We start from the raw sequence: 21,812 nt of genomic DNA, 5'->3' as shown, positions 1-21,812 counted from the left end.
CATGCCACACGGGTTCAAGCGCGCTTGCGTTTGCGTCGGTCCAGCCACCAAGCGAGCAATGGGAGCGTGACGATGGTCCCCGGGACCGCGGCGGTTATCAGGTACAAACCCAGACGTGGCAACTGGCGTAATTTTCCGCGCAGATCCTGTCGCTCTTCCTTGGTCCACTTCTGTCCATTGCGCGGCAGCATCAGCAACGCCATTAAACCAGGTACCTGCGCGATTTCCTCGCGTATCCGCGCCCGCTCGCGTTCCTGGAGTTTCCAGGCGGCACTGAAAAATCCCCTTAAACCGGTGATGGCGACAGGGGGCGGGGCATCCACAGTCGAAGTGAGGGAAACCGGTTGAATGTTTGTTGGCGATTCGGACATGGATGATTTCCGTGCGGGTTGAGGGGGGTAGTGGATGGGATTGTTGCATTTTCCATGCCATGAATGGCAGAATCGATGAAACCGCTATGCTCCAGGTTCAAATCTGAGAGCTACACCACGGGGATTATTTCAATATCGCTTCGAATTGTGACAATTCGGTCACGGGTTCGGAACACGCGTGGCCGGTGCAAACATAGGCCGTGACCCCGTCTCGGATTTTTCGTTCAGCCAGCACGCCGGGTAAATTTTCAATATTGTCCGGGATGGCCAGCACCACACGTCCCGGACGGTAGTGCCGCCGCGCCAGTAGTTCCCAGGGTTTCATCTGTTCAACGGCGCCACGCAGCACCACGGTTTGCGTGGGTTCGAGGTATTCTTCCAAAGCCATCAACAACGATGCGTGGGCGGAAGGCTGCTGCTGAATATTGCTTTGCAGCGCCTGCAGCGTTCGTTCGGCGGCGTCCAGATAATTGTGATCGGCGAGCAGATGGCCAAATCTGAGAAACACCAGTGCGGCCACGCCATTGCCGGAGGGAATCGCCTCATCCGCAACGGCTTTGGGACGGTATACGAGCTTTTCGTGATCGTCCCCGGTGAAATAGAAGCCACCCTGATTTTCGTCCTCGAAATGTTCCAGCACCAGATCGCCCAGGGCGCGGATAAAGTCGAACGTTTCGCGTTGCCAGCGTGTACGCAGCAATTCGAACGCTCCATCGATCATGAACACATGGTCATCGAGGTAAGCGCTTAAATGGGATTTGCCGTCCTTGTAAGTGGCCAGCAGGCGCTGGTTACGCCATAGCCGGGCGCGAATAAAGATTAATGCCCGTTCCGCGGATTTGATGAAATCGGGTCGGTCCAGAACACGACCGGCACGGGCCATGCCCTTGATCATGAGCCCGTTCCAGGACGTGAGAATTTTTTCATCCCGCCCGGGCCGCACCCGCTGATCGCGCGCCTGCAGGAGTTTCCGGGTGGCGGATTCGAGCAAGGCGGTAATTTCAGTTTCCGGAGTCTGCAGGCGCACCGCCAGCGTGGCCAAATCAGCACGGATATTGAGATGCCAATGACCTTCGAAATTCGGCTTACCCGGCAAACCAAAACGTTTTTCGACCACGTCCCACTCTTGCGGCGTCAGCCGTTGGCGTATTTCATCTGAGCTCCAGACATAGAATTTTCCTTCATGTCCCTCCGAGTCGGCATCCAGCGCCGAGTAATATCCGCCCTCGGGAGATTGCATTTCACGTATTGTCCATTCCGCCGTTTCAATAGCCACGCGACGGTAGAGCGATTCACCGGTGGCTTGCCAGGCATCGGTGTAGAGAACCAGCAGTTGGGCGTTGTCGTACAGCATCTTTTCAAAATGCGGTATCTCCCAGCGCTCATCCACCGAATAGCGGCAAAAACCGCCGCCGATCTGGTCGAAAATGCCTCCATGCGCCATGGCCGTGAGCGTATCCTGTACCATGCGCAGCGCTTCCTTGTCTTCCGAGCCATGCTGGGTACCGTGCGCCCAGCGATGCAGACATAACTCCAGCGACGTGGGATGGGGAAATTTCGGCGCGCTTCCGAATCCTCCGAATCGCGCGTCGAACTGCCGATGCAATTCATTTCTGGCCTGTTCCAGTAACTCGGGCCCCAACCGCAGACCCGGGGCCGGCCCCTGCGGTTGCAGGCGTGAAAAAATATTGCGCAGAGAATCGTTTTGTTCGCGGATGGCGTCTCGTTTTGTGGAGTAGACCTCGGCCACGTGACGCAACAGGTCGGGAAATCCAGGCATGCCGTATTTGGGCGTCTTGGGAAAATAGGTTCCGCCGAAGAACGGCATCTGGTCATCGGGCGTGAGAAACATGTTGAGCGGCCAGCCACCGGGGCGTTCCGCCAGGATCTGGTGTGAGGTCTGGTATATCTTGTCCAGATCGGGACGTTCTTCGCGGTCTACCTTGATGCACACGAATAGCTCGTTCATCACGCGCGCCACGTTCTCATCTTCAAACGATTCGTGTTCCATCACATGGCACCAGTGACAGGCCGAATAACCGATGGAAACCAGGATCGGTTTGTCTTCGCGTTTGGCGCGCTCAAGCGCTTCCTCTCCCCATGGATACCAGTCCACCGGGTTGTGCGCATGCTGCAAGAGATACGGGCTGGTCTCGTTGCCCAGGCGATTGGTGTGTGTTGTCGAGGTCACAATCGAATCCGGAAATTCGCTCCACTATAGCCCGTGATTTTGCGGGATGCCACCGTTTGCCCGATTTGATCGCGGTAATCTGAAAAAGTTTGAAGAAAAATATCGTATACCGGGAACAACGATCCGGATATCAACCACGACTCTTCCCTTTGACCCGGTGCAGCCTGGTTTGACAACGCATGCAGCCGTGAGTGTTTCTGCCGGATGCTGCATCTCGATCAATCGGTGATATATCCGAACTGGTTCTCTCGGGTTTACTAAATCAACGGCCAGATTGATTTGCAATACGAAGGCTGTTGGTATCTGCGGTAATCGGGCGCACAGGTATCACGTGTTGCGTCAGGTTCATTTGTTGCATTCACGATAATTAACTGTATTGAATCACATCTGGGCCGTTTGCTCCCATACTTGTGCCGGTTGTCGGGATGCCCAACATTCCCGTACCGCGTGTCTGGCTTTGCGTAGAAAAATACCTGCCATACTCATTCGAAGGGAAACAACTGCATATCCCGGCGCCGGCGGGAGCCTAGTCATGTTATTCAAGAAGATCGAAAAGGCCGAGGTAACCAGGCCCAGAACGCATATCCCAAGGAAGCACCTGAGCCGTCGCGCCCGGGCGCTGGAAAAATTCATCGTCGAGGAAATTGAAATCGGCGATGTCCAGTCGCCGGTGACCCCGCCCCCTGTGCAACACAAACAGCAATTTGTTTGGTGGGCCGGAATGAAAGCGATGGCGGCCTGTCTCGGTCTTTGGCTCCTGCTTTTTACCGCCTCTCTGTTTGCACGTTCTATCTGGCCGGTGGACGAGACACGAGTACTTGGTGTTGCATGGGAAATGTGGACGCATAATGAAATCGTTCTGCCTTCCCTCAACGGCGAACTTTACGCGCGTCATCCACCCCTCATGACGTGGCTGATTCACATTGGCTGGACTTTTCTCGGGATCAATGAATGGTGGCCGCGGCTGGTGCCCGCGCTGTTTGCGCTCGCGAGCCTTTTCGTCAGCGGCCGTTTGGCCCGACTGCTGTGGCGCGAAAATCGCGAAATCGGACGTTACGCGCCGCTGGTGCTCATGGGGATGCCCCTGTGGGCGATTTACACCACCCTGGCGCTTCCGGACATGCTGCTTGTGTTTTTCACGCTGCTCGGGTGGTGGGCCGTGCTGATCATGTGGCGGCACCGTGACATGCGCGCGTTTTTGCTGCTGGGTATCGCGTTGGGTTTGGGCACGCTCGCACACGGAATGGCTGTGTACCTGTATGTTCTTCCGGTGGCGTTACTCGCGCCCATGTGGGTCAAAGGTAACACACCGATCGTCTGGAAATACTGGTACATCGACATCGGCAAGGCCGCGCTGCTGGGTTCGGCTCTGCTGGCATTATGGTTGGTGCCGGCGGCGTTGCAGGGAGGGCTGAATTATGCGCTGGCCTGGATTACGGAGTCGCTGGTTTCCGCCCGTCTGGATTGGCTGCCGTCGGCGCAGCCTTGGTGGTGGTATCTGGCGTGGTTGCCGATTATCTTTTTGCCGTGGTCCATTTGGCCGCTGTTGTGGACGCGCCTGTGGCATATCCGGCGCGAGCCGCTAAGTGTTGGCATGGCTTTCTGCCTGATCTGCGGACTCTCGACACTTGCCGTCCTGTCGTTGATCGAAGTGAAACAGCCGCCGTTTCTCTTGCCACTGTTGCCGATCGCGGCGTTGATGATTTCCCACCTGCTGATGGATGACTCCGTGGCGGATATCGGCCAGGACAACCCGCTCAACGGCATGATCCTGCCAATCGTCGTGCTCGGTGGCACGCTGGCGGTGCTTCCCCGCTTGCCGCGGGTCGAGTTGCTGCCGGAGGCGTTGTGGACACTGTCGCCATTCTTGGGGGTCGGCATCGTGATCGCGGGAATTGCGCTGGCCTGGATTCCGGCGCGTGAATTGCCCCGGCGGGTGCAGGATATTGTTATTGCCAGCGCGCTGCTGGTTGTGTTTGGGATTCTCGGCGCGGGCCACAGGTATGACGCGGATTACCGGTTTGACGAGGGAATCCGGTTGCTGGCAAGCGCCCAGGCGCAGCAGCGGCCGGTCGCGCACGTGGGTGACTATGCCGGAGAGTTTCAGTTTTCCGGCCGCTTGTCCGCTCCGCTGCCAATCATTGAACCGGCCGAGGCGGAGTACTGGTTGATGACACATCCCGACGGCTTGCTGGTTTCTTATGATCATGTCTGGCGATCCACCGGGCGGGAAACGATGCGGCCGGTATTCGAATCTCCCTATCGCGGACAGACGTTGCGCGTTTGGCGCGTCAGGGCTCCCGCATCGCTGATTCCCCAGCCGTAACCGTCTGGCCAGTGCGGCGCAACTCCGTCATAATCGCGGCCCATGTTGACCGCGCCCGCCATCGATCCCATCGCCATCCATCTTGGCCCGCTCAAGATTCATTGGTACGGGCTTATGTACCTCGTCGGCTTTGTCGGCGCGTGGTGGTTGGGTGTTTACCGCGCCAGGCGCCCAGGCTCGGGCTGGAAACCCCAGGAAATCGGTGATCTGATTTTTTATGGCGTGATTGGCGTCATTCTCGGCGGGCGGTTGGGTTATGTTCTTTTCTATAAGCTAAATTATTACCTCGCCAATCCGCTCGAAGTGTTTTATATCTGGACCGGCGGCATGTCGTTTCACGGCGGCTTGCTCGGCGTGATCATCGCGATGTGGTTCTACGGACGGCGCACGAATCGCACTTTTTTCGGCGTCGCCGATTTTGTCGCGCCGCTCACCCCGCTTGGCCTCGGCGCCGGACGTCTCGGCAATTTCATCAATCATGAACTCTGGGGACGGGTTACCGATGTTCCCTGGGGCATGGTGTTCCCCTCCGGCGGGCCATTGCCACGCCATCCGTCGCAGCTTTACGAATTCTCGCTTGAGGGTGTGGCGCTATTTGTCATTCTCTGGTTTTATGCCAGCACGCCGCGACCGCCGGCTGCCGTCTCGGGTCTGTTTTTGCTGTGCTACGGAACGTTCCGCTTGGTAGTGGAATTCGCGCGCGAGCCGGACGCTCATTTGGGCTATCTCGCCTTTGGCTGGGTGACGATGGGACAGGTGCTGAGCCTGCCGATGATCCTGCTGGGAATCGGAATATTATGGTGGGCGCAACGAAGCGCCGCTCGCTAGCGCGGGTTATTTGATCCAGACCGTTTTGACGTTCACGAACTCGCGGATTCCGTGCACCGACAATTCGCGCCCGTATCCCGAGTCCTTGACCCCGCCGAAGGGCAGGCGGGGATCGCTTTTTACGAGCCCGTTGATAAAACTGACGCCGGATTGAATGCGCCGCGCGAGCCGCTCGCCTTTTTTTGTATCACGTGTCCACACGCTTGATCCCAGGCCAAAACGGTTGTCGTTGGCGATGCGGATGGCGTCCTCGTCGTCACGCGCCCGGATGACAATCGCCACCGGCCCGAACAGCTCTTCCTCGTAGGCCCGCATCCCGGGTCGTACCTGATCGATGACCGTCGGTTCGTAGAAAAAACCCGGTCCTGCCGCCGGCCCGCCATGCAACGCGAAGCTGGCGCCCGCAGTCACCGAATCGGTGACCTGTTTGTGCAACTGGTCGCGCAGATCGGCGCGCGCCATGGGGCCGAGTTGCGTGGTCTCCTGGGCGGGATTCCCCATGCGCAGTGCATGGGCCTTTTGCTTGAACATGTCGATAAACTGATTCGCGACTGACTCGACCAGAATGAACCGCTTGGCGGCGATGCAGCTCTGACCGCAATTGAGGAAGCGGGAGGCGACGCCGACCGATGTCGCCGCTTCGAGATCGGCGTCGGACAGGACGATGAATGCATCCGATCCGCCCAACTCGAGCACGGTTTTCTTAAGATGTGCCCCGGCCGCCGCCGCGACTTTACGTCCGGCTATATCGCTGCCGGTGAGCGTCACCGCGTGAATGCGCCGGTCGGCGATGATTTTTTCCGCCTGGGTGGCGGAAATCATGAGCGTACGGAACACGCCTTGGGGAAACCCCGCCTGGCGGAAAATCTCCTCGATCGCCAGCGCACATTGCGGAACGTTGGAGGCATGCTTCAGCAAGACCGTGTTCCCCGCCATGAGGCTCGGAGCGGCGAAGCGAAACACCTGCCAGAATGGAAAATTCCACGGCATGATCGCGAGCACGGTGCCGAGGGGCAAATAGGTGACGAAACTTGAGCTCGCGTCGGATGATATTTTTTCATCCTGAAGGAAGGCCGCGGCGTGCTCGGCGTAGAAATCGCACCCCGACGCGCATTTCTCGATTTCAGAACGCGCTTCCTTGGCGATTTTTCCCATTTCCACGGTGATGATCGAGGCGTAACGGGCGTTGTTTTTCCGCAATTCCGCGGCGGCATGGCGCAACAATCGCGCTCTTTCGGCAAACGTCGTCGCCTGCCAGGCGGTGTTCGCCGCCGCCGCTTCCGCGACCGCCGATTCGACTTGTTGATCATTCCATTGATCGAAGGTTTTCAACCGTTCACCGGTGGTGGGATTGATGGTTTCCAGGGTCATGGGGATATCCTTAATTTCTCAATATTCAGATATTCTTCTGTTTAATTACCTATAATAAAACAACATGCAACGATACATCATTATATCCCTGCTTCTGGCCGGCTTGAGCTTTTCAGCGCAGATTTCCCCGGCTGAAGAAGATGGTCAGCAGGATGAAACCCGCCGCCGCGAGTACCTGGCGGCGCTTGAGGCGTTGAAGGCCGGTAAACCAGCGCGCTTCCGGGAACTCTACGAGCGCCTGGATGGCTACGTGCTGCGCGGCTATCTCGAGTATGAATCGATCAAAAACCGACTTCCTGTCACGCCCGCCGCCGAAATTCGGCGATTTCTGGCTGAAAACAGTCAGGCACCCATCAGCGATGTCATTCGCAAAAAATGGCTGCATATTCTGGCGCAGCGGGGAGACTGGAGCGCATTTCTCAAGGAATACCAGGACATCGAAGACGAGCCGGAGCTGGCCTGCCTGCGTCTGGCGCGCCTGCTCAACACCAGCGAACACCAGGCGGCGCTCATGAACGAGGTGGAAAAACTTTGGCTCACCGGAAACCAATTACCCACGCCATGCGATCCGGTTTTTGCGATCTGGAAACGCGCCGGGCACATGACCAGCGACATCGTCTGGGAGCGCATACGACTGGCCATGGAATCCCGGAATCTGCGGCTGGCCGGTGATCTCGCCCGTTATCTCGAGCCGGCCGAGCGGGTGTGGGTGAGTCGCTGGCAGGCGATGCACCGTGATCCAGTGCGCGAACTGCAGCAAATATCCTATCCGGTGGAAACACCGGTGGCGCGCATGATCGTCAAGCACGGCGTCGTACGCCTGGCTCACCGTGACCCGGAAGAGGCCATGGTTCAGTGGGCGCAGCTAAAAAACAAATTTCAGTTCTTCGGCGAGGACGATAATTACGTTCTGCGTTACATCGGCATCCTGGCGGCACAGGAACAACTTCCCCAGGCCCTGTTGTGGCTGACCGCGGTATCCGCCGACCCCGACGATGAAACCTTGCATCTGTGGCGGGTGCGGACCGCATTGCGAACCGGAGAATGGGAGGCGGCCCGACGATTCATCAAGGGATTGAGCGAGGATCAGCAACGCAACAGTCAATGGCGTTACTGGACGGCGCGAATACTGGAAGCCACGGATAGCCAGGAAGAAGCGCGCCGCATTTATGAAAGCCTTTCCCGCGACCGGAGTTACTATGGCTTTCTCGCCGCCGATCGCATCGACGAAAAATATTCCATGCAGCACGTGAGTATTGAAGCGAGTCCGGAGGAAGTTAAGGCCATGCTGGCCCGCCCCGGAATCCAGATGGCGCAAGAATTGTATCTCATGGGCGAGGTGGTCGACGCCCGCCGGCAGTGGAGCTGGATTACGCGCCTGATGAACAATCGTGAACTCGCCGTGGCCGCGGTGGTGGCACGCCAGTGGGGCTGGTATGACCGGGCGATCTTCACGGTCGCGCGCAGCAACCACCAGGACGATCTGGAGTTGCGGTTTCCGGTGATATACCGCGACATGATCGAAACCAATGCCTCCGAGTACGGTATCGATCCGAGTTGGGTGTACGGCGTGTTGCGTCAGGAATCCGCCTTCGTGGCGGACGCCCGCTCCAATGCGGGGGCTCTCGGCCTGATGCAGTTAATGCCCTCCACCGGAAGACTGACCGGGCGCAAAATCAATTTCCCCATCCGCAGCAGCCGGTCCTTGCTGAATATCGAGACCAATATCCGCCTGGGTACGAGCTACCTCAAAGAGGTGCTCGGCCGCAGCAACGGCAACCAGTTGCTGGCCACGGCTTCCTATAATGCCGGACCGAATCGCGTCGATGTCTGGTTGCCGGACAACATCATGGATTCCGATATCTGGGTGGAAACCATTCCCTACAGTGAAACGCGTGACTACGTAAAAAATGTCATGTCCTATACCACGGTGTACGATTATCGCCTGGGCAGTCATCCGGAGCGCCTGAGTCAGCGTATGCCGAAAATCGCTCCATCAGACAGGTAATTCTTTCATTCTCCTGGATTGCCGGGAAATTAATAAAGCTTTCTAAACCTCGTTTAAGGTGTCCACCCATACGATTTCCCCGGCTGGTGGAATTGACATATCGCTGTACCCGCAGCTTGGTAATGATGTTGCTCCCTTTACCGGTGCTGAGGTTACCGAGCGGACATCGAAAGACGACGGCACAGAGTATTAGGCTGTTGTCGGGAAAATGGGCGAAATGCGTTAATCAGCAGCTCGTGACAGTATCCTTACTGCCTACTCTTTATCCCTTGCTAAATGTCCGTTGATATCGTGATGGCACTTGACCTCCATTCTCGAGGCTTGTAGAACATAAGCTCGATTTTTTCAATCCTTCAATCCATGTCCAGCCATACTGTCTGCATCCTGGGAGGAACAGGGTTCGTAGGCCGATTCCTGGCCACGCGGTTGTCCGAAGCCGGGCACGATATCGTTATTCCCACGCGCCGGCGTGAACAGCAGCGTGACCTGCTGGTGTTGCCGACGGTGCGCCTGGTGCAGGGAGACATTCATGACGCCGCTTTCCTGCGCACGCATTTCGAGGACCGGGACGTGGTCATTAACCTGGTCGGTATCCTCAACGAAAGCGGGAGATCAGGAAAAGGCTTTGCCCGGGCGCATGCGGAGTTGCCCGCAACCATAGCGCGAGTCTGCCAACAGGCGGGGGTGAAGCGTTTACTGCACATGAGCGCCCTGCATGCCTCGGCCCAAGCGCCCAGTTTTTATCTTCGCACCAAGGCACAAGGGGAAGATACGGTACATTCCGCCAACGGGCCGAATTTTCATGTGACCAGTTTCCGGCCTTCGGTCATATTCGGTCCGGGCGACAGTTTCCTGAACCGCTTCGCGGGATTGTTGCGCCTCACGCCGTGGTTGTTTCCACTCGCCTGCCCGGAAGCAAAATTCCAGCCGGTTTACGTGGAGAATGTCGTGAGCGCCATGGTGCAATCGCTCGACAATCACAAAACGTTCGGGAAACGCTACGATCTCTGCGGTCCACGTGTTTACACCCTGCGTGACCTGGTGAATTACGTTGCCAAGCTGATCGGGAAACGCGTGTACATCCTGGGATTGAACAACCGGATGTCGTGGTTGCAGGCGGCGGCGCTGGAATTCGCGCCGGGCAAACCTTTTTCGCTCGACAATTATCGTTCTCTGCAGATAGACAGCGTCTGCACCAGCGGTTTTCCCGCTGTCTTCGACGTCTCGCCGGCGAGCGTGGAGGAAATCGCGCCGACATATCTTCCATCACGCACATCCGACAGGCTTTCATCCTTGCGCCGCCTGGCTCATCGCTGAAGCCGCACGGCACGTTCCGCTGACTCAGGTCCGTGATGAACCCGCACGGTAGCAAGCCAAGCACGCTTGTTACCGTGCGGGACTTATTTGGTAATATTCATCCGCGTCACCGGCGCTTCCATGGAAATCACTGCCTACATTGTGCTTTGGGTGTTGGCGGGCGTCCTCGTCACCCTCGGACTTGCAGGCCTGTTCATCCCGGCAATACCGGGGGCGGTGCTGCTGTTTGCAGGGCTGGTGCTGGCGGCGTGGGCCGATGACTTTGCCTATGCGGGCAAAGGAACGCTGATACTGCTGGGCGGTCTGGCGCTGCTGACTTATCCCGCTGACTTCATCGCGAGCGCCTTCGGCGCGAAGCGTTTCGGTGCTTCCCCGCGCGCGGTGGCAGGCGCCGCGATCGGCGCCGTCGCCGGCCTGTTTTTCGGTCTTCCCGGTATCCTGCTCGGCCCGTTTCTTGGCGCTGTGATCGGGGAATATTCCACGCAACGCCGGCTTGAGAATGCCGGACGAGCCGGTATCGGCGCGACGCTGGGGCTGGTGCTGGGAGTGGCGGCCAAGCTGGCGATTGCCTTCACCATGTTGGGGATATTCGCCATCGTCCGGTTCGCCGCATGAATGCCAGAATCCGCGCCACGGCTTCCAATCGAGACATGGCAGGCTTATTCTCGCATAATCATTAAAAAATTCTTGCGGCATAACTTTCGCGGAGATGACAATGACCAGACTCTATCCCCGGCAGCCGGTTCCCGAACTTTCAGTGGCAACCCTTGCCGGTGCCCAGTGGGTCCTGAGCACGCAAAAACCCGAGCGGTTCACGCTCCTGGTTTTTTATCGCGGCCTGCACTGTCCGATATGCCGCAAATATATCGGTGAGCTGGACGGACTGATTGACGAAATCGCGCAACGCGGCGTGAACGTGGTGGCGATCAGCAATGACGCAAAAGAACGCGCACAGCAGGCCAAAGAAACCTGGGGACTGAAAAATCTGACGCTCGGCTATGCCATGGGGCTTGATGTCGCGCGCCGATGGGGGCTTTTTATCTCCTCCAGCCGTGGCAGGACTTCCGCCGGTATCGAGGAACCGGCCCAGTTCAGCGAACCGGGCATTTTCTTGATTCGCGCGGACGGCACCTTATATTGGTCGCAGATACAAACCATGCCCTTTGCACGCCCTGTCTTCAAGGAAATGCTGAGCGCCATTGATTTCATCATCAAAAATGATTATCCCGCGCGCGGCGAAGTGCTCCCCTGAAACGCCGCCGTGTTTCAGTCGACGTTCAGGATTTCGATGTGGAAAGGATCTCCAGTGCTGCGTGGCGGTCCGCTTGCGGAAGGCGCGCCAATACCTCGACGGCACGATAGAAGGCGGTGAAGTCCCCCGCGTGTTCCCGGAACAGCGCCTGAAACGCGGTGACATACTGGTTATACACTCCGATGGCAGCGAGATGCGCGTTATTCAGGTCCTGGGCAAACCAACTGTCGAACGCCGCGTATCCACCCCACTTTGTCTTCAGCGAACCATAATCACGCCGCAAATCCGCGAAGGTCTGCGCCTTGGCGGCGCGCTTCTCCGCAGCGCCTGAATTCGATTGATAGATTTCCGACAGGCGTGTGCGGTACGTTTCAACCAGCGCGGCGAATTCATCGCGCCGCTGGATTTTTTCGATATAAGCTTCCGCCGCTTCGATTGCCCCGTTCCGCTGAAACCAGCGCTTGACGCCCTCGATCTCCACGGCCGTGGCGAATGACTCGTTAAAACTGCTGTCCCCCTTCACGTACAGTTTCTGGTGCGCCAGTTCGTGAAATAACAGGCCTGCGAGTTCGGCCTCACCGCGATGGATAAAGGTATTGAGCAGGGGATCGTCGAACCACCCCAATGTGGAATAGGCCTGCACGCCGCCGACGTACACGTCGTATCCTTCCTGTTTCAGGGTGGCGGCAAATTTATCCGCGTTATTTTTTACAAAATAACCCCGATACGGCACACACCCGGCCACCACGAAGCACCATTGTTTCGCTTTCAGCATCAATTCCGGGACGGCGAAAACGTTCCAGAGCACATACGGTCGCTCCAGGTCGGCGTAGGCGCGGTAACTCTGATTGTCCGGAAGCAGAAGTTCGCGGCTCGCGAACTCCCTGAGCTGCTGTGCGAGCACCAGGTGGCGCTTGGCTTCCGGCGGCGTGGCCGGGTCCGCAAGCCAGTCTTCCACGGGGCGGCTTTTGGCAAAGATATCGGCCTGCCCCTGTATGGCTTGTAGGTAATAAAGCGGGCTGGCACAACCCATGAGGACCGCCAGGCACGGCAGCGCAAAGAATAGGCGATATAGACGTGTCACGAAATTCGCTACTTGGCGTTGGTGGTATCCACACATTAGCATGACGGGATGAAAATCTACCTCGTGGGCGGGGCGGTGCGCGACAAGCTTCTGGGCCTGCCGGTCCAGGACCGTGACTACGTGGTCGTGGGCGGCACCCCGGAAGCAATGGTGGCGCAAGGCTTCAAGTCCGTGGGCGCGGACTTCCCCGTGTTTCTGCATCCGGAAACCAAGGAGGAATACGCGCTGGCGCGCACCGAGCGCAAATCAGGCCATGGCTACAAGGGATTCAAGGTCTACAGCGCGCCGGATGTGACGCTGGAAGACGATTTGCGCCGGCGCGATCTTACGATCAATGCCATCGCCGAAGACGATCAGGGGCGGATCATCGATCCGTTCGGGGGTGCGGAGGATTTGCGCCGTGGCGTGTTGCGCCACGTCTCGCCTGCGTTCTCCGAGGATCCGCTTCGGATCCTGCGCGTCGCGCGCTTCGCCGCGCGCTTCGCTGGACGCGGGTTTCGCGTGGCGCCCGAAACCAACGAACTCATGCGAGCAATCGTCAAGAGCGGTGAAGTGGATCATCTGGTGGCGGAGCGTGTCTGGGTGGAACTCGAGCGCGCACTCGGTGAAGACCGGCCATCGCGCTTTATCGAAGTGTTGCGCGACTGTGGCGCGCTCGCGCGCCTGTTCCCGGAGATTGACGCGCTGTTCGGTGTCCCGCAACCGGCACAACATCATCCGGAAGTGGATACCGGCGTGCACGCGATGCTGGTGCTGGAGGCGGCCGCGCGCCTGTCACCCGACACCCGCGTGCGCTTCGCGGCGCTCATGCACGATCTGGGCAAGGGCGCGACGCCGAAGGATGAATGGCCGCGGCACAAAGGTCATGAAACACGCGGTGTCGAACTGATCAAAAAATTCTGCCAGCGGTTCCGGGTTCCGAATGAGCACCGAGATCTGGCGCTGATCGCGGCGCAGTATCACCCGCACTGCCACCGCATCGCCGAACTCCGGCCGGCGACGGTGGTCGACACGCTCGAGGCGATCGATGCCTTCCGGCGCCCGGCGCGTGTCGATATGTTCATCTGCGCCTGCGAGGCGGATTTCCGCGGCCGTAGCGGACTGGAAAACCGACCCTATCCGCAGGCCGAGCTTTTTCGCCGGGTATTCAACGCCGCGCGCGCCGTGAACAGCGCGGCCATCGCCGCCGAAGGCGGAAACGGTCCGGATATCGCCGCGCGTCTCCGGGAAGCGCGCCTCACCGCTGTTCGTCAGGTGTTGCAGACTGCGCACAACTCCCATTGAGCCGAACTGTGTCAGAATACAGTAGTGACATCGCGGTGACCCGTTGTGCCGGGGTTGGCGGAAATCTCATAATCACTCGTTTTTGGTGTGACTAGATACGATGTTCGCGTTCCATGACTGCGCAACTGGATAGTGAACTTATGCATGCTGATTCATTAATTTTTTGATTTGAATGCGCGGCTTTGGTCAATCTTCAGTTTTATATCTAGGAAGGTGAAACATGAATGAGAAATTCAGCCATCGGCTGACGCGGGTGTTTCTATCGGCACTTCTGTTACTGACTGCAAGTGCCGGGCACGTGGCGTTGGCCTTGGCCGGCCAAACGGCGGGAAAACCGCAGGACAACGTGGTCAAGGTGGTGTATCACGCCGATTTTTCCGATCCGCGCCGGTTCAGCGCCATGTTGACCAATATTCACAACATGGTTTCGACCTATCAAAGCGAACTCGTCGATTACGATATCCGCATCGTGTTCGTTTCCTGGGGTATCCGCTTCGTCACCGGCGATAAACTGGCCGGCACGCCGTTCATCGAAGACGAGGCCCTGAAGCAACGTCGGTCGGATCTTCAGGCGCGGCTCGCCACTTTGCGTGACCTGCAAGGCGTAAAGCTTGAAGTTTGCGGCATTACCCGCGAACAGATCGGGCTTGACGAGAAAAAGCTCATGCCGGGCGTGACAATTGTCCATTCGGGTGTGGTGCAAATCGTGCAGCTGCAACGCCAGGGATTCGCCTACCTCAAGGTGGAATAATCCACATGACCAAAGCCGTCCAATTCCCATCGGCCGGGTCAGCTGGAGACAATCCGGTTCCCCGCGTCGGTTTTGTCAGCCTCGGTTGTCCCAAGGCGCTGGTGGATTCCGAGCGCATCCTGACGCAACTGCGTGCCGAAGGTTATGCGATTTCACCCGATTACGCGGGTGCGGATCTCGTGGTCATCAACACCTGTGGTTTCATCGATGACGCCGTCGAGGAGTCGCTCGATGCCATCGGCGAAGCACTGGAGGAAAACGGCCGCGTCATCGTCACCGGTTGTCTCGGCGCCAAGGGCGAAATCGTCAAACAAACCCATCCGCGGGTGCTCGCCGTTACCGGCCCGCACGCGCTCGACGACGTCATGCAGGCGGTGCATCGGTATCTCCCGAAACCGCATGATCCTTACACCGACCTCGTACCCGCACATGGCATCAAGCTCACGCCACGACACTATGCCTATCTCAAGATCGCCGAAGGCTGCAATCACCGCTGCAGCTTTTGCATCATTCCCTCGATGCGCGGCGATCTCGTGAGCCGTGACATCGGGGAGGTGATGCAGGAGGCGGAGAACCTGGTGCAGGCGGGCGTGAAAGAGCTCTTGGTGATCTCGCAGGATACGAGCGCCTATGGCGTGGACGTGAAATACCGTGTCGGGTTCTGGCAGGGACGGCCGGTCAAGACACGCATGGTCGAGCTCGCCCGGGCACTGGGCGAGCTGGGCGTGTGGGTGCGGCTGCATTACGTTTATCCCTACCCGCATGTGGATGAGATCATCCCGCTTATGACCGACGGAAAAATTCTTCCCTATCTAGACGTACCGTTCCAGCACACGAACCGACGCATCCTGAAACTGATGAAACGCCCGGCCAGTGCGGAAGACAATCTCGCACGGATCGAACGCTGGCGCGAGGTCTGCCCGGATGTCACGCTGCGCTCGACATTTATCGTCGGCTTTCCCGGTGAGACGGAGGAGGAGTTCAATGAACTGCTCGATTTTCTGCGCGCCGCCCGGCTCGACCGCGTGGGTTGTTTTGCCTACTCACCGGTGGCGGGTGCCGCGGCCAATACCTTGCCCGATGCCGTACCGGAGGAGATCAAGCAGGAACGCCAGGCGCGCTTCATGGAAGTACAGGCAAGAATCTCCATGGACAAGTTGCAACGCAAAGTCGGGAAAACCCTGACTGTATTGGTCGACAGCACCGAAGCCAACACGGTGGCGGCCCGCTCCAGCGCCGATGCACCCGGGATCGATGGAATGGTATCTATCGAAGGCGCAAAGAACTTGGAGCCGGGCGATTTCTGCGAGGTCCGTGTCACCCGCGCCGGCGAACACGACCTCTGGGCGATTCCAGTCTAGATTTCAATTTCGTCGAAATTTCTCACCTGTCGGTAGGCGCTGCGGAGATCGGGAACACCCTCCCGCACGAGTCCGATTACTTGCATCCCGGCGGCGCGCGCGGCGTCAAGTTCTTCTATGATGTCTGACAAGAACAGGATTTCATCGGGTTTCGTACCGATGGCGTCGGCGATTTTTCGGTATGAACCGGCCTCGCGCTTGTTGCCGATGGTGGTGTCGAAATAGCCGGAAAAAAGCGGGGTCAGGTCGCCGTTTTCCGTGTGGGTGAACAGCAGTTTCTGGGCCTGGACCGAGCCGGAAGAAAAGACGTAAATCGAAATACCCTGGCGCCGCCAGTTTCGCAGTTGGCGCACGGCATCGTGATACACATGCCCCTTGAAGTCTCCCTGGCGGTAACCGTCTTCCCAGATCATTCCCTGGAGATTCTTGAGCGGTGTGATTTTTCTGTCCTCGTCGATCCAACGGGTAAGCTGGTCGATGACTTCGGCATCGGTCAGTTTCTTGCCGCTGATCCGGCGCACCTCATCGAGTTCGCGTTGTACAGCAGGGTCTTTGGCATGCCGGTGAATAAATTCTCCCATGCGTTCGCGTGCGTACGGGAACAGCACATCCTTAACGAAGGACAACGAAGAAGTGGTCCCTTCAATGTCGGTCAGGATCGCTTTGATCATTTTGGTTGTTCGAGGTGTCAAAGTCGGACACGGCGATCCTGGAGTGTAAAACCCGGGAAAGGTTCTTGCACGTCGCGGCCCAAGGTGATGACCTTGTACAGTTCTCCCATCTCATGGGGCAGGGTAAGTTTCTTGATCTGTTGCGTCAGTTCGAGATGCCTGCGGGTGTCTTCGGGATCGGAACCCGACCCCAACTGTTCCAGGCCGCAACCGATCAGAAACGCCGCCTGCGAAGTGTAGCCGAGCAACGACAGGCCGGCCCCGGTTCCCGCCTCGGCCACCGCCGTGAAGTCCACATGCGCGGTGATATCCTGCAGCCCAACGAGTATCAGGGGATCGTCGTGCGCGCGATGACGATAGTGACACATGAGTGTTCCTTCGATCCGCTGCGGATGATAGAACTCCGCGCGCGGGAAACCATAATCAATGAGTATCAATACCCCTTGCTTGAGTATATCGGCCGCACTGCGCACCCATCCCTCGGCCGGCAGATTGATTTCCGACAGGTACCCTGTCGGCAAGCCCAGTGGTGCGATACGATTCCGGATTGATTCATCGGCCGGTTTTTCCCTCCAAGCAAAATGGTCATTTTCCCAGGCGACAAACAACTGGTTGATGCCCGCTGCGCGCACTTTAAACCGCTCCACCGGCATCGCATCGAGCAATTCGTTTGCCAGCATCACGCCACGAAAATCGCCGGGCAGGGTCTTCAGCCAGCGAACGCGAGGCAGCAGATGCGGAATTTTCCGCTCCAGTGTTCTGGATTGGCGCTCGCGCAGTTCGTTGCTGAGTTCGAGAATGAGATAATGCTTCGGAAGGCATTTTAGTGTTTCGAGCTCGAGCAGCAAATCGCCTGCCAATGCCCCGCTGCCGGCGCCAATTTCAAGGATGTCCCCACCTGCTGTTTCCTCGAGTATAGAAAGACATGGGCGAGCGAGACAACGCGCAAACAGCGATCCCAGTTCCGGCGCGGTGATAAAGTCACCCTTGTTACCGAATTTTCGTTTTCCGGACGTGTAATAACCAAGGCCGGGCGCGTAAAGTGCCAGTTCCATGAAGCGCGCGAAGGAAATATCGCCTCCCGATTCGATTATTGCATCACGGATCCGTTGATGTACTTTCTCGCAGTGTGCTTGTTCCTCGGGTGTCGGTGGCGGCAGTTCGAGCGGACCCGAAACAGGCATGTGGCCGTTGTTTTCTGAATTCATGCAGGCAACTCTTGGCGTCGGGACGCGCAACCGGTATCGTGAGACTGAAAAGAACTATACTGGACTTTATGCCGGACAACTTACTTGAAGGCAAGGTAGCGCTGATCACGGGCGGCGCACACCGCATCGGAGCTACCATTGCGCGGATGCTGCATGCCCAGGGAATGCAGCTCGTCATTCATTATCACACCTCGGAAAAGGCCGCGCATGCCCTGCAAAATGAATTGCACAAGACCCGCCCGGAGTCGGTCATGCTGGTGCGCGGGGACCTGAATAACGGCGAGCGGCTGGCCAAGAATCTTGTGTTTGAAACTGTCGAATCCTTCGATCGTCTCGATGTGGTGATCAACAACGCCTCGCGGTTCTACCCCACGCCCGTGGGTAAAATAACCGAAACGCAGTGGGATGATATTATGGGCCCCAATTTGAAAGCGCCTTACTTCCTTGTACAGGCGGCGGCATCGCATTTGAAAAAAACCGAAGGGAGCGTTATCAACATCGCGGACATCTACGGTGAACGTCCGCTGATGGGGTATCTGATCTACAGCGTCGCCAAGGCGGGCATGATCATGCTCACGAAAGCCCTGGCCCGTGAACTGGCGCCGGAAGTCCGGGTCAACGCCATCGCGCCCGGGGTCATCCTCTGGCCCGAAAGCGACGTCGATGAAATGTCCAAACAGCGCATCATCTCGCGTACGCCGCTCAAGCGTTCCGGTGAACCTGACGACGTGGCGCGCTCGGTGCTTTTCCTCATCCGCGACGCCGGGTTCATCACGGGACAGGTCCTGACCGTGGACGGCGGGCGCCGGGTGGTCATGTAGCGGCTTTCATTCAGATCGGAAATGGCCATCCGCGAGTATGACGTGGAACAAAGCGAAATCGGCCGGCAGGAATTCAGGCGTCTTCAAGAGAAAGGCGTCTCCATTATCCTTGTGGGGAAACAACGTATGGATGGTTTCAGTGCATCCAAGATGGAACGGATGTCGAAAACGCGGGTTATCCATGAACGTTAAAGCTTGAGATCCACCGCCCGCAATGCATCTTTTTTGCCATTGAATTGACGCCACATTTCTGAAAACGTCAGTCCCGTCTCCGGATGTTTCAACGTGGGTGCGATGTCTGCCAGAGGCAGCAAGACGAAGGCATAGCGTTGAATGTCGGGGTGCGGCAAATTGACGTGCAGGTCATGACGCACCACGTCGTCGTACAGCAGCAGATCGAGATCGACCGTTCTGGAAGTCATGTGGCTAGATTTGCGCCCACGCCCAAACCGGAACTCGATCTCGGTAATCGCCGCTTTTATATTATCAATCGATTTCGTGGTATTGAGGCCCGCAACCAGATTGTAGAAATTCCCCCCCTTAAACCCTTGCGCCTCGCTTTCGTAGACCGGGGACAATGAAAGCGGTCCGAACGCGGTCGAAAGGGCACGAACGGCGCCCCGGATATTTTCCTCCTTGTTGATGTTGCTCCCGATGGCGACATACGCCCGTGACACGGAGTTACGCCGGTCCGCGCTCGATGACGACACCGACGTCGGTGGCGCCCTGGATCGCGCCCTTTTTATTGACTCGCACCCGCACCCACTTGAGTTTGAATTCGGTAAGCAGAATCCCGGCAATCTTCTCGGCCAGGGTTTCTACCAGTTGAAACTGGGTACTCCCCACGTACTCGATCAGGCGCTTGGCCACGGCCTTGTAATTGAGGGTGTCCTCGATAGTATCCGTGGCGGCCGCGCGCCGGTTATCCGAAGCCATGTCGAGATCGAGGATGACGGTCTGCTTGATCCGGCGCTCCCACTCCCATACCCCGATGATGCATTCGATCTTCAGGTCGCGGAGGTAGATAATGTCCATGCCGCCACTATAACGAAAATCGCTGCCGGGTGTCGCTTGACTCGCTGACCCGCAACCAAGTCCAATTGAACCATGTGGCTTTATACTTTTCCGGTTTTTGCCTACCTGCTGGGCTCGGTATCGAGCGCGATTATCATCGCGCGTCTCATGGGCCTGAAGGACCCGCGCGAGATCGGTTCGAAAAATCCCGGTGCCACCAACATCCTGCGCTATGGCGGGAAGACCGCCGCCGTGTTGACCCTGGTCGGCGATGCCCTCAAGGGCGCCGTACCGGTGTTGATCGCGCAAGCCCTGACGCATGACGTCGTGATCCTGGCACTCACCGGTTTGGGCGCCTTCCTCGGTCATCTATTCCCGGTGTACTTCGGCTTCCGCGGCGGGAAGGGAGTGGCCACCACGCTGGGTGTATGGCTGGCGCTCAGTCCCTGGGCAGGGCTGGCCATGATTGCCACCTGGGCGGCGATCGCTTTCGTGTTCCGTTATTCGTCATTGGCGGCATTGACCGTATCCGTGGCCGCGCCGTTTTATGTCGCGTGGATCTCGCCGGGGTGGCCGTATCTCCTGGCCATGATTGTCATGAGCGCGACGCTGATTTTTCGACATCGTGCCAACATCCGCAGTCTGCTGGCCGGGACGGAAACCCGAATCGGCATAAAAAATTAATTGGTGATTCCGCTGATATCTTCAATCCGCCACCGCGGCCGTGCGCCGAAGGACAATGGTTCGTGCTGACCCGCCGCCAGCCTCCGGTAACCCGCGTAGGCGATCATCGCGCCGTTATCGGTCGAAAACGCCGGGCGCGGGAAATACACGCGCACGCAGAGTCGTTGAGTCAGGCCTTCCAGTCGTTCGCGCAGTTTCTCGTTGGCGCTTACGCCGCCGGCCACAACCAGACGTGTTGCGCCGGTTTGCTCCAGCGCCCACTCACACTTGATCGTCAGCACATCGACTGCCGCGGCTTCGAACGACGCCGCGACGTCCGAAATGAATTGCTCGTTGAGCGGCTGATGTTGCATGGCCGTGACCACCGCGGTTTTCAATCCGCTGAAACTGAAATCGAGACCCGGGTGCGCGCCGTGCGTCTTGCGCCGGTCGGTCATCGGGCGCGGGAACTGAAATCGCCTGGGATTGCCGCGGCGCGCTGCTTGAGCGATGGCCGGACCGCCCGGATAACCCAGGCCGAGGAGTTTTGCTGTTTTATCGAAGGCTTCTCCCACGGCGTCATCCACGGATTCACCGAGAATAGTCTGGTGACCCAGTTTTTCGACGTTCGCCAGCAGGGTGTGTCCACCTGAAACGAGCAGTGCCATAAACGGAAACTCCGGTGGGTCCGGTTCAAGCATGGGCGAAAGCAGATGCCCTTCCATGTGATTGACCCCGACACAGGGAACATTCCAGGCATAGGCGAGTGAACGACCCAAGGCGGCCCCCACGAGTAGCGCCCCGGCAAGCCCCGGACCGGACGTATAGGCAACCCCGTCAATTTGATCGGGGCGGGTTTTCGCCTCCTCCATAACGGCCTGGATCAGGGGTAGCGTTTTGCGTATATGGTCCCGCGAGGCGAGTTCCGGCACGATCCCGCCGTACTCAAGATGCAATTTGACCTGGGAATAAAGCTGGTGGGCGAGCAAACCGTCCACGGAGTCGTACAGGGCGACACCGGTGTCATCACAGGAAGTTTCGATACCGAGCACACGCATAGGGCGATTTTACACGGGTGTGGCCGGGGAATAATGGTCTAGCCGCCGGATCCCGTGGCGCAGGGCGACTCCCTCTCGTGGCGCAGCTCCTTCGGAGGGAGTACGCCGGGCTGCCACCGTGAACTCCGTTCTTTGAGTCGCAACCGGCTGCCATCTCCGAAAGCCTGCGTCTCGGGAGCTGGCGGGGCGACTCCCTTCCGAGGCGCAGCTCCTTCGAAGGGAGGACGCCGGGC

At 58.2% G+C, this 21,812-nt stretch carries 22 protein-coding genes; 12 read left to right on the top strand and 10 right to left on the bottom strand.

The window, feature by feature from the left end; translation table 11 throughout:
- Window positions 1-14: 14 nt before the first annotated feature.
- Both WD823_RS06120 and WD823_RS06115 read right to left on the bottom strand, forming a co-directional pair.
- Window positions 15-371 carry a hypothetical protein gene (locus tag WD823_RS06120; protein ID WP_368428599.1) on the bottom strand — a complete coding sequence of 119 codons (357 nt, stop codon included), beginning with the start codon at window positions 369-371 and terminating at the stop codon, window positions 15-17.
- 124 nt (window positions 372-495) lie between these two features.
- Window positions 496-2,562 (bottom strand): thioredoxin domain-containing protein, encoded by a 2,067-nt coding sequence (locus tag WD823_RS06115; RefSeq protein WP_368428598.1) that lies wholly within the window; start codon window positions 2,560-2,562, stop codon window positions 496-498.
- A 532-nt stretch (window positions 2,563-3,094) separates the two neighbouring features.
- On the opposite strand from WD823_RS06115, the gene WD823_RS06110 reads away from it, so the two are divergent.
- Together WD823_RS06110 and lgt are read left to right on the top strand one after the other, a co-directional pair.
- Window positions 3,095-4,888 (top strand): ArnT family glycosyltransferase, encoded by a 1,794-nt coding sequence (locus tag WD823_RS06110; RefSeq protein ID WP_368428597.1) that lies wholly within the window; start codon window positions 3,095-3,097, stop codon window positions 4,886-4,888.
- Between the two features lie 42 nt (window positions 4,889-4,930).
- Window positions 4,931-5,716, top strand: a complete 786-nt coding sequence (gene lgt, locus WD823_RS06105) for a prolipoprotein diacylglyceryl transferase (protein WP_368428596.1) — start codon at window positions 4,931-4,933, stop codon at window positions 5,714-5,716.
- 6 nt (window positions 5,717-5,722) lie between these two features.
- On the opposite strand, the gene WD823_RS06100 is transcribed toward lgt, so the two are convergent.
- A complete protein-coding gene (locus WD823_RS06100) occupies window positions 5,723-7,087 on the bottom strand; it encodes an NAD-dependent succinate-semialdehyde dehydrogenase (protein ID WP_368428595.1) in 1,365 nt (454 codons plus the stop codon).
- A gap of 64 nt (window positions 7,088-7,151) precedes the next feature.
- Here WD823_RS06100 and WD823_RS06095 point away from each other — a divergent pair, with 64 nt between their 5' ends.
- From WD823_RS06095 to WD823_RS06080, 4 genes are all read left to right on the top strand, one after another.
- Complete coding sequence (locus tag WD823_RS06095) at window positions 7,152-9,095, top strand: transglycosylase SLT domain-containing protein (protein WP_368428594.1); 1,944 nt, start codon at window positions 7,152-7,154, stop codon at window positions 9,093-9,095.
- 360 nt (window positions 9,096-9,455) lie between these two features.
- Window positions 9,456-10,412, top strand: coding sequence for a complex I NDUFA9 subunit family protein (locus WD823_RS06090; protein WP_368428593.1), 957 nt, complete (start codon window positions 9,456-9,458; stop codon window positions 10,410-10,412).
- Between the two features lie 120 nt (window positions 10,413-10,532).
- Window positions 10,533-11,027 carry a DUF456 domain-containing protein gene (locus tag WD823_RS06085; RefSeq protein ID WP_368428606.1) on the top strand — a complete coding sequence of 165 codons (495 nt, stop codon included), beginning with the start codon at window positions 10,533-10,535 and terminating at the stop codon, window positions 11,025-11,027.
- A 100-nt stretch (window positions 11,028-11,127) separates the two neighbouring features.
- The gene (locus WD823_RS06080) at window positions 11,128-11,664 is read left to right on the top strand and encodes a peroxiredoxin-like family protein (RefSeq protein WP_368428592.1); all 537 of its coding nucleotides are present in this window, start codon (window positions 11,128-11,130) and stop codon (window positions 11,662-11,664) included.
- 25 nt (window positions 11,665-11,689) lie between these two features.
- Here WD823_RS06080 and WD823_RS06075 read toward each other — a convergent pair whose 3' ends face one another.
- Window positions 11,690-12,748, bottom strand: a complete 1,059-nt coding sequence (locus tag WD823_RS06075; protein WP_368428591.1) for an aminopeptidase — start codon at window positions 12,746-12,748, stop codon at window positions 11,690-11,692.
- A 48-nt stretch (window positions 12,749-12,796) separates the two neighbouring features.
- Between WD823_RS06075 and WD823_RS06070 the strand changes: the two genes are divergently transcribed.
- From WD823_RS06070 to rimO, 3 genes are all read left to right on the top strand, one after another.
- On the top strand, window positions 12,797-14,032 hold the full coding sequence (locus tag WD823_RS06070) for a multifunctional CCA addition/repair protein (RefSeq protein WP_368428590.1): 1,236 nt from the start codon (window positions 12,797-12,799) through the stop codon (window positions 14,030-14,032).
- Window positions 14,033-14,252: 220 nt separating this feature from the next.
- Window positions 14,253-14,783, top strand: a complete 531-nt coding sequence (locus WD823_RS06065) for a DsrE family protein (protein ID WP_368428589.1) — start codon at window positions 14,253-14,255, stop codon at window positions 14,781-14,783.
- Between the two features lie 5 nt (window positions 14,784-14,788).
- On the top strand, window positions 14,789-16,144 hold the full coding sequence (gene rimO, locus WD823_RS06060) for a 30S ribosomal protein S12 methylthiotransferase RimO (protein WP_368428588.1): 1,356 nt from the start codon (window positions 14,789-14,791) through the stop codon (window positions 16,142-16,144).
- Here rimO and mtnC read toward each other — a convergent pair.
- Together mtnC and WD823_RS06050 are read right to left on the bottom strand one after the other, a co-directional pair.
- Window positions 16,141-16,815 carry an acireductone synthase gene (mtnC, locus tag WD823_RS06055; protein ID WP_368428587.1) on the bottom strand — a complete coding sequence of 225 codons (675 nt, stop codon included), beginning with the start codon at window positions 16,813-16,815 and terminating at the stop codon, window positions 16,141-16,143. The genes rimO and mtnC overlap by 4 nt on opposite strands.
- Before the next feature lie 17 nt (window positions 16,816-16,832).
- Window positions 16,833-18,023, bottom strand: coding sequence for a class I SAM-dependent methyltransferase (locus WD823_RS06050; RefSeq protein ID WP_368428586.1), 1,191 nt, complete (start codon window positions 18,021-18,023; stop codon window positions 16,833-16,835).
- Window positions 18,024-18,091: 68 nt separating this feature from the next.
- Between WD823_RS06050 and WD823_RS06045 the strand changes: the two genes are divergently transcribed.
- Together WD823_RS06045 and WD823_RS06040 are read left to right on the top strand one after the other, a co-directional pair.
- Window positions 18,092-18,844: a pteridine reductase gene (locus WD823_RS06045; RefSeq protein WP_368428585.1), complete on the top strand. Its 753-nt coding sequence runs from the start codon at window positions 18,092-18,094 to the stop codon at window positions 18,842-18,844.
- A 21-nt stretch (window positions 18,845-18,865) separates the two neighbouring features.
- Window positions 18,866-19,036: a hypothetical protein gene (locus WD823_RS06040; RefSeq protein WP_368428584.1), complete on the top strand. Its 171-nt coding sequence runs from the start codon at window positions 18,866-18,868 to the stop codon at window positions 19,034-19,036.
- On the opposite strand, the gene folK is transcribed toward WD823_RS06040, so the two are convergent.
- Window positions 19,033-19,521 (bottom strand): 2-amino-4-hydroxy-6-hydroxymethyldihydropteridine diphosphokinase, encoded by a 489-nt coding sequence (folK, locus tag WD823_RS06035; protein ID WP_368428583.1) that lies wholly within the window; start codon window positions 19,519-19,521, stop codon window positions 19,033-19,035. The two genes, WD823_RS06040 and folK, sit on opposite strands and share 4 nt — an antisense overlap.
- 4 nt (window positions 19,522-19,525) lie before the next feature.
- A complete protein-coding gene (gene folB, locus WD823_RS06030; RefSeq protein WP_368428582.1) occupies window positions 19,526-19,879 on the bottom strand; it encodes a dihydroneopterin aldolase in 354 nt (117 codons plus the stop codon).
- 72 nt (window positions 19,880-19,951) lie between these two features.
- On the opposite strand from folB, the gene plsY reads away from it, so the two are divergent.
- On the top strand, window positions 19,952-20,542 hold the full coding sequence (gene plsY, locus WD823_RS06025; RefSeq protein WP_368428581.1) for a glycerol-3-phosphate 1-O-acyltransferase PlsY: 591 nt from the start codon (window positions 19,952-19,954) through the stop codon (window positions 20,540-20,542).
- On the opposite strand, the gene tsaD is transcribed toward plsY, so the two are convergent.
- Entirely contained in the window at window positions 20,539-21,579 is a 1,041-nt protein-coding gene (tsaD, locus tag WD823_RS06020; RefSeq protein WP_368428580.1) for a tRNA (adenosine(37)-N6)-threonylcarbamoyltransferase complex transferase subunit TsaD, read from the bottom strand. The genes plsY and tsaD overlap by 4 nt on opposite strands.
- Window positions 21,580-21,617: 38 nt before the next feature.
- The coding region (locus WD823_RS06015; RefSeq protein WP_368428579.1) for a hypothetical protein at window positions 21,618-21,812 on the bottom strand (195 nt) is incomplete at its 5' end.

This window comes from Sulfuricaulis sp., assembly GCF_040901545.1.
Taxonomy (GTDB): domain Bacteria; phylum Pseudomonadota; class Gammaproteobacteria; order Acidiferrobacterales; family Sulfurifustaceae; genus Sulfuricaulis.
Note: the sequence above shows the minus strand (reverse complement) of the source record. Positions and strands in the feature narration are given on the sequence as shown.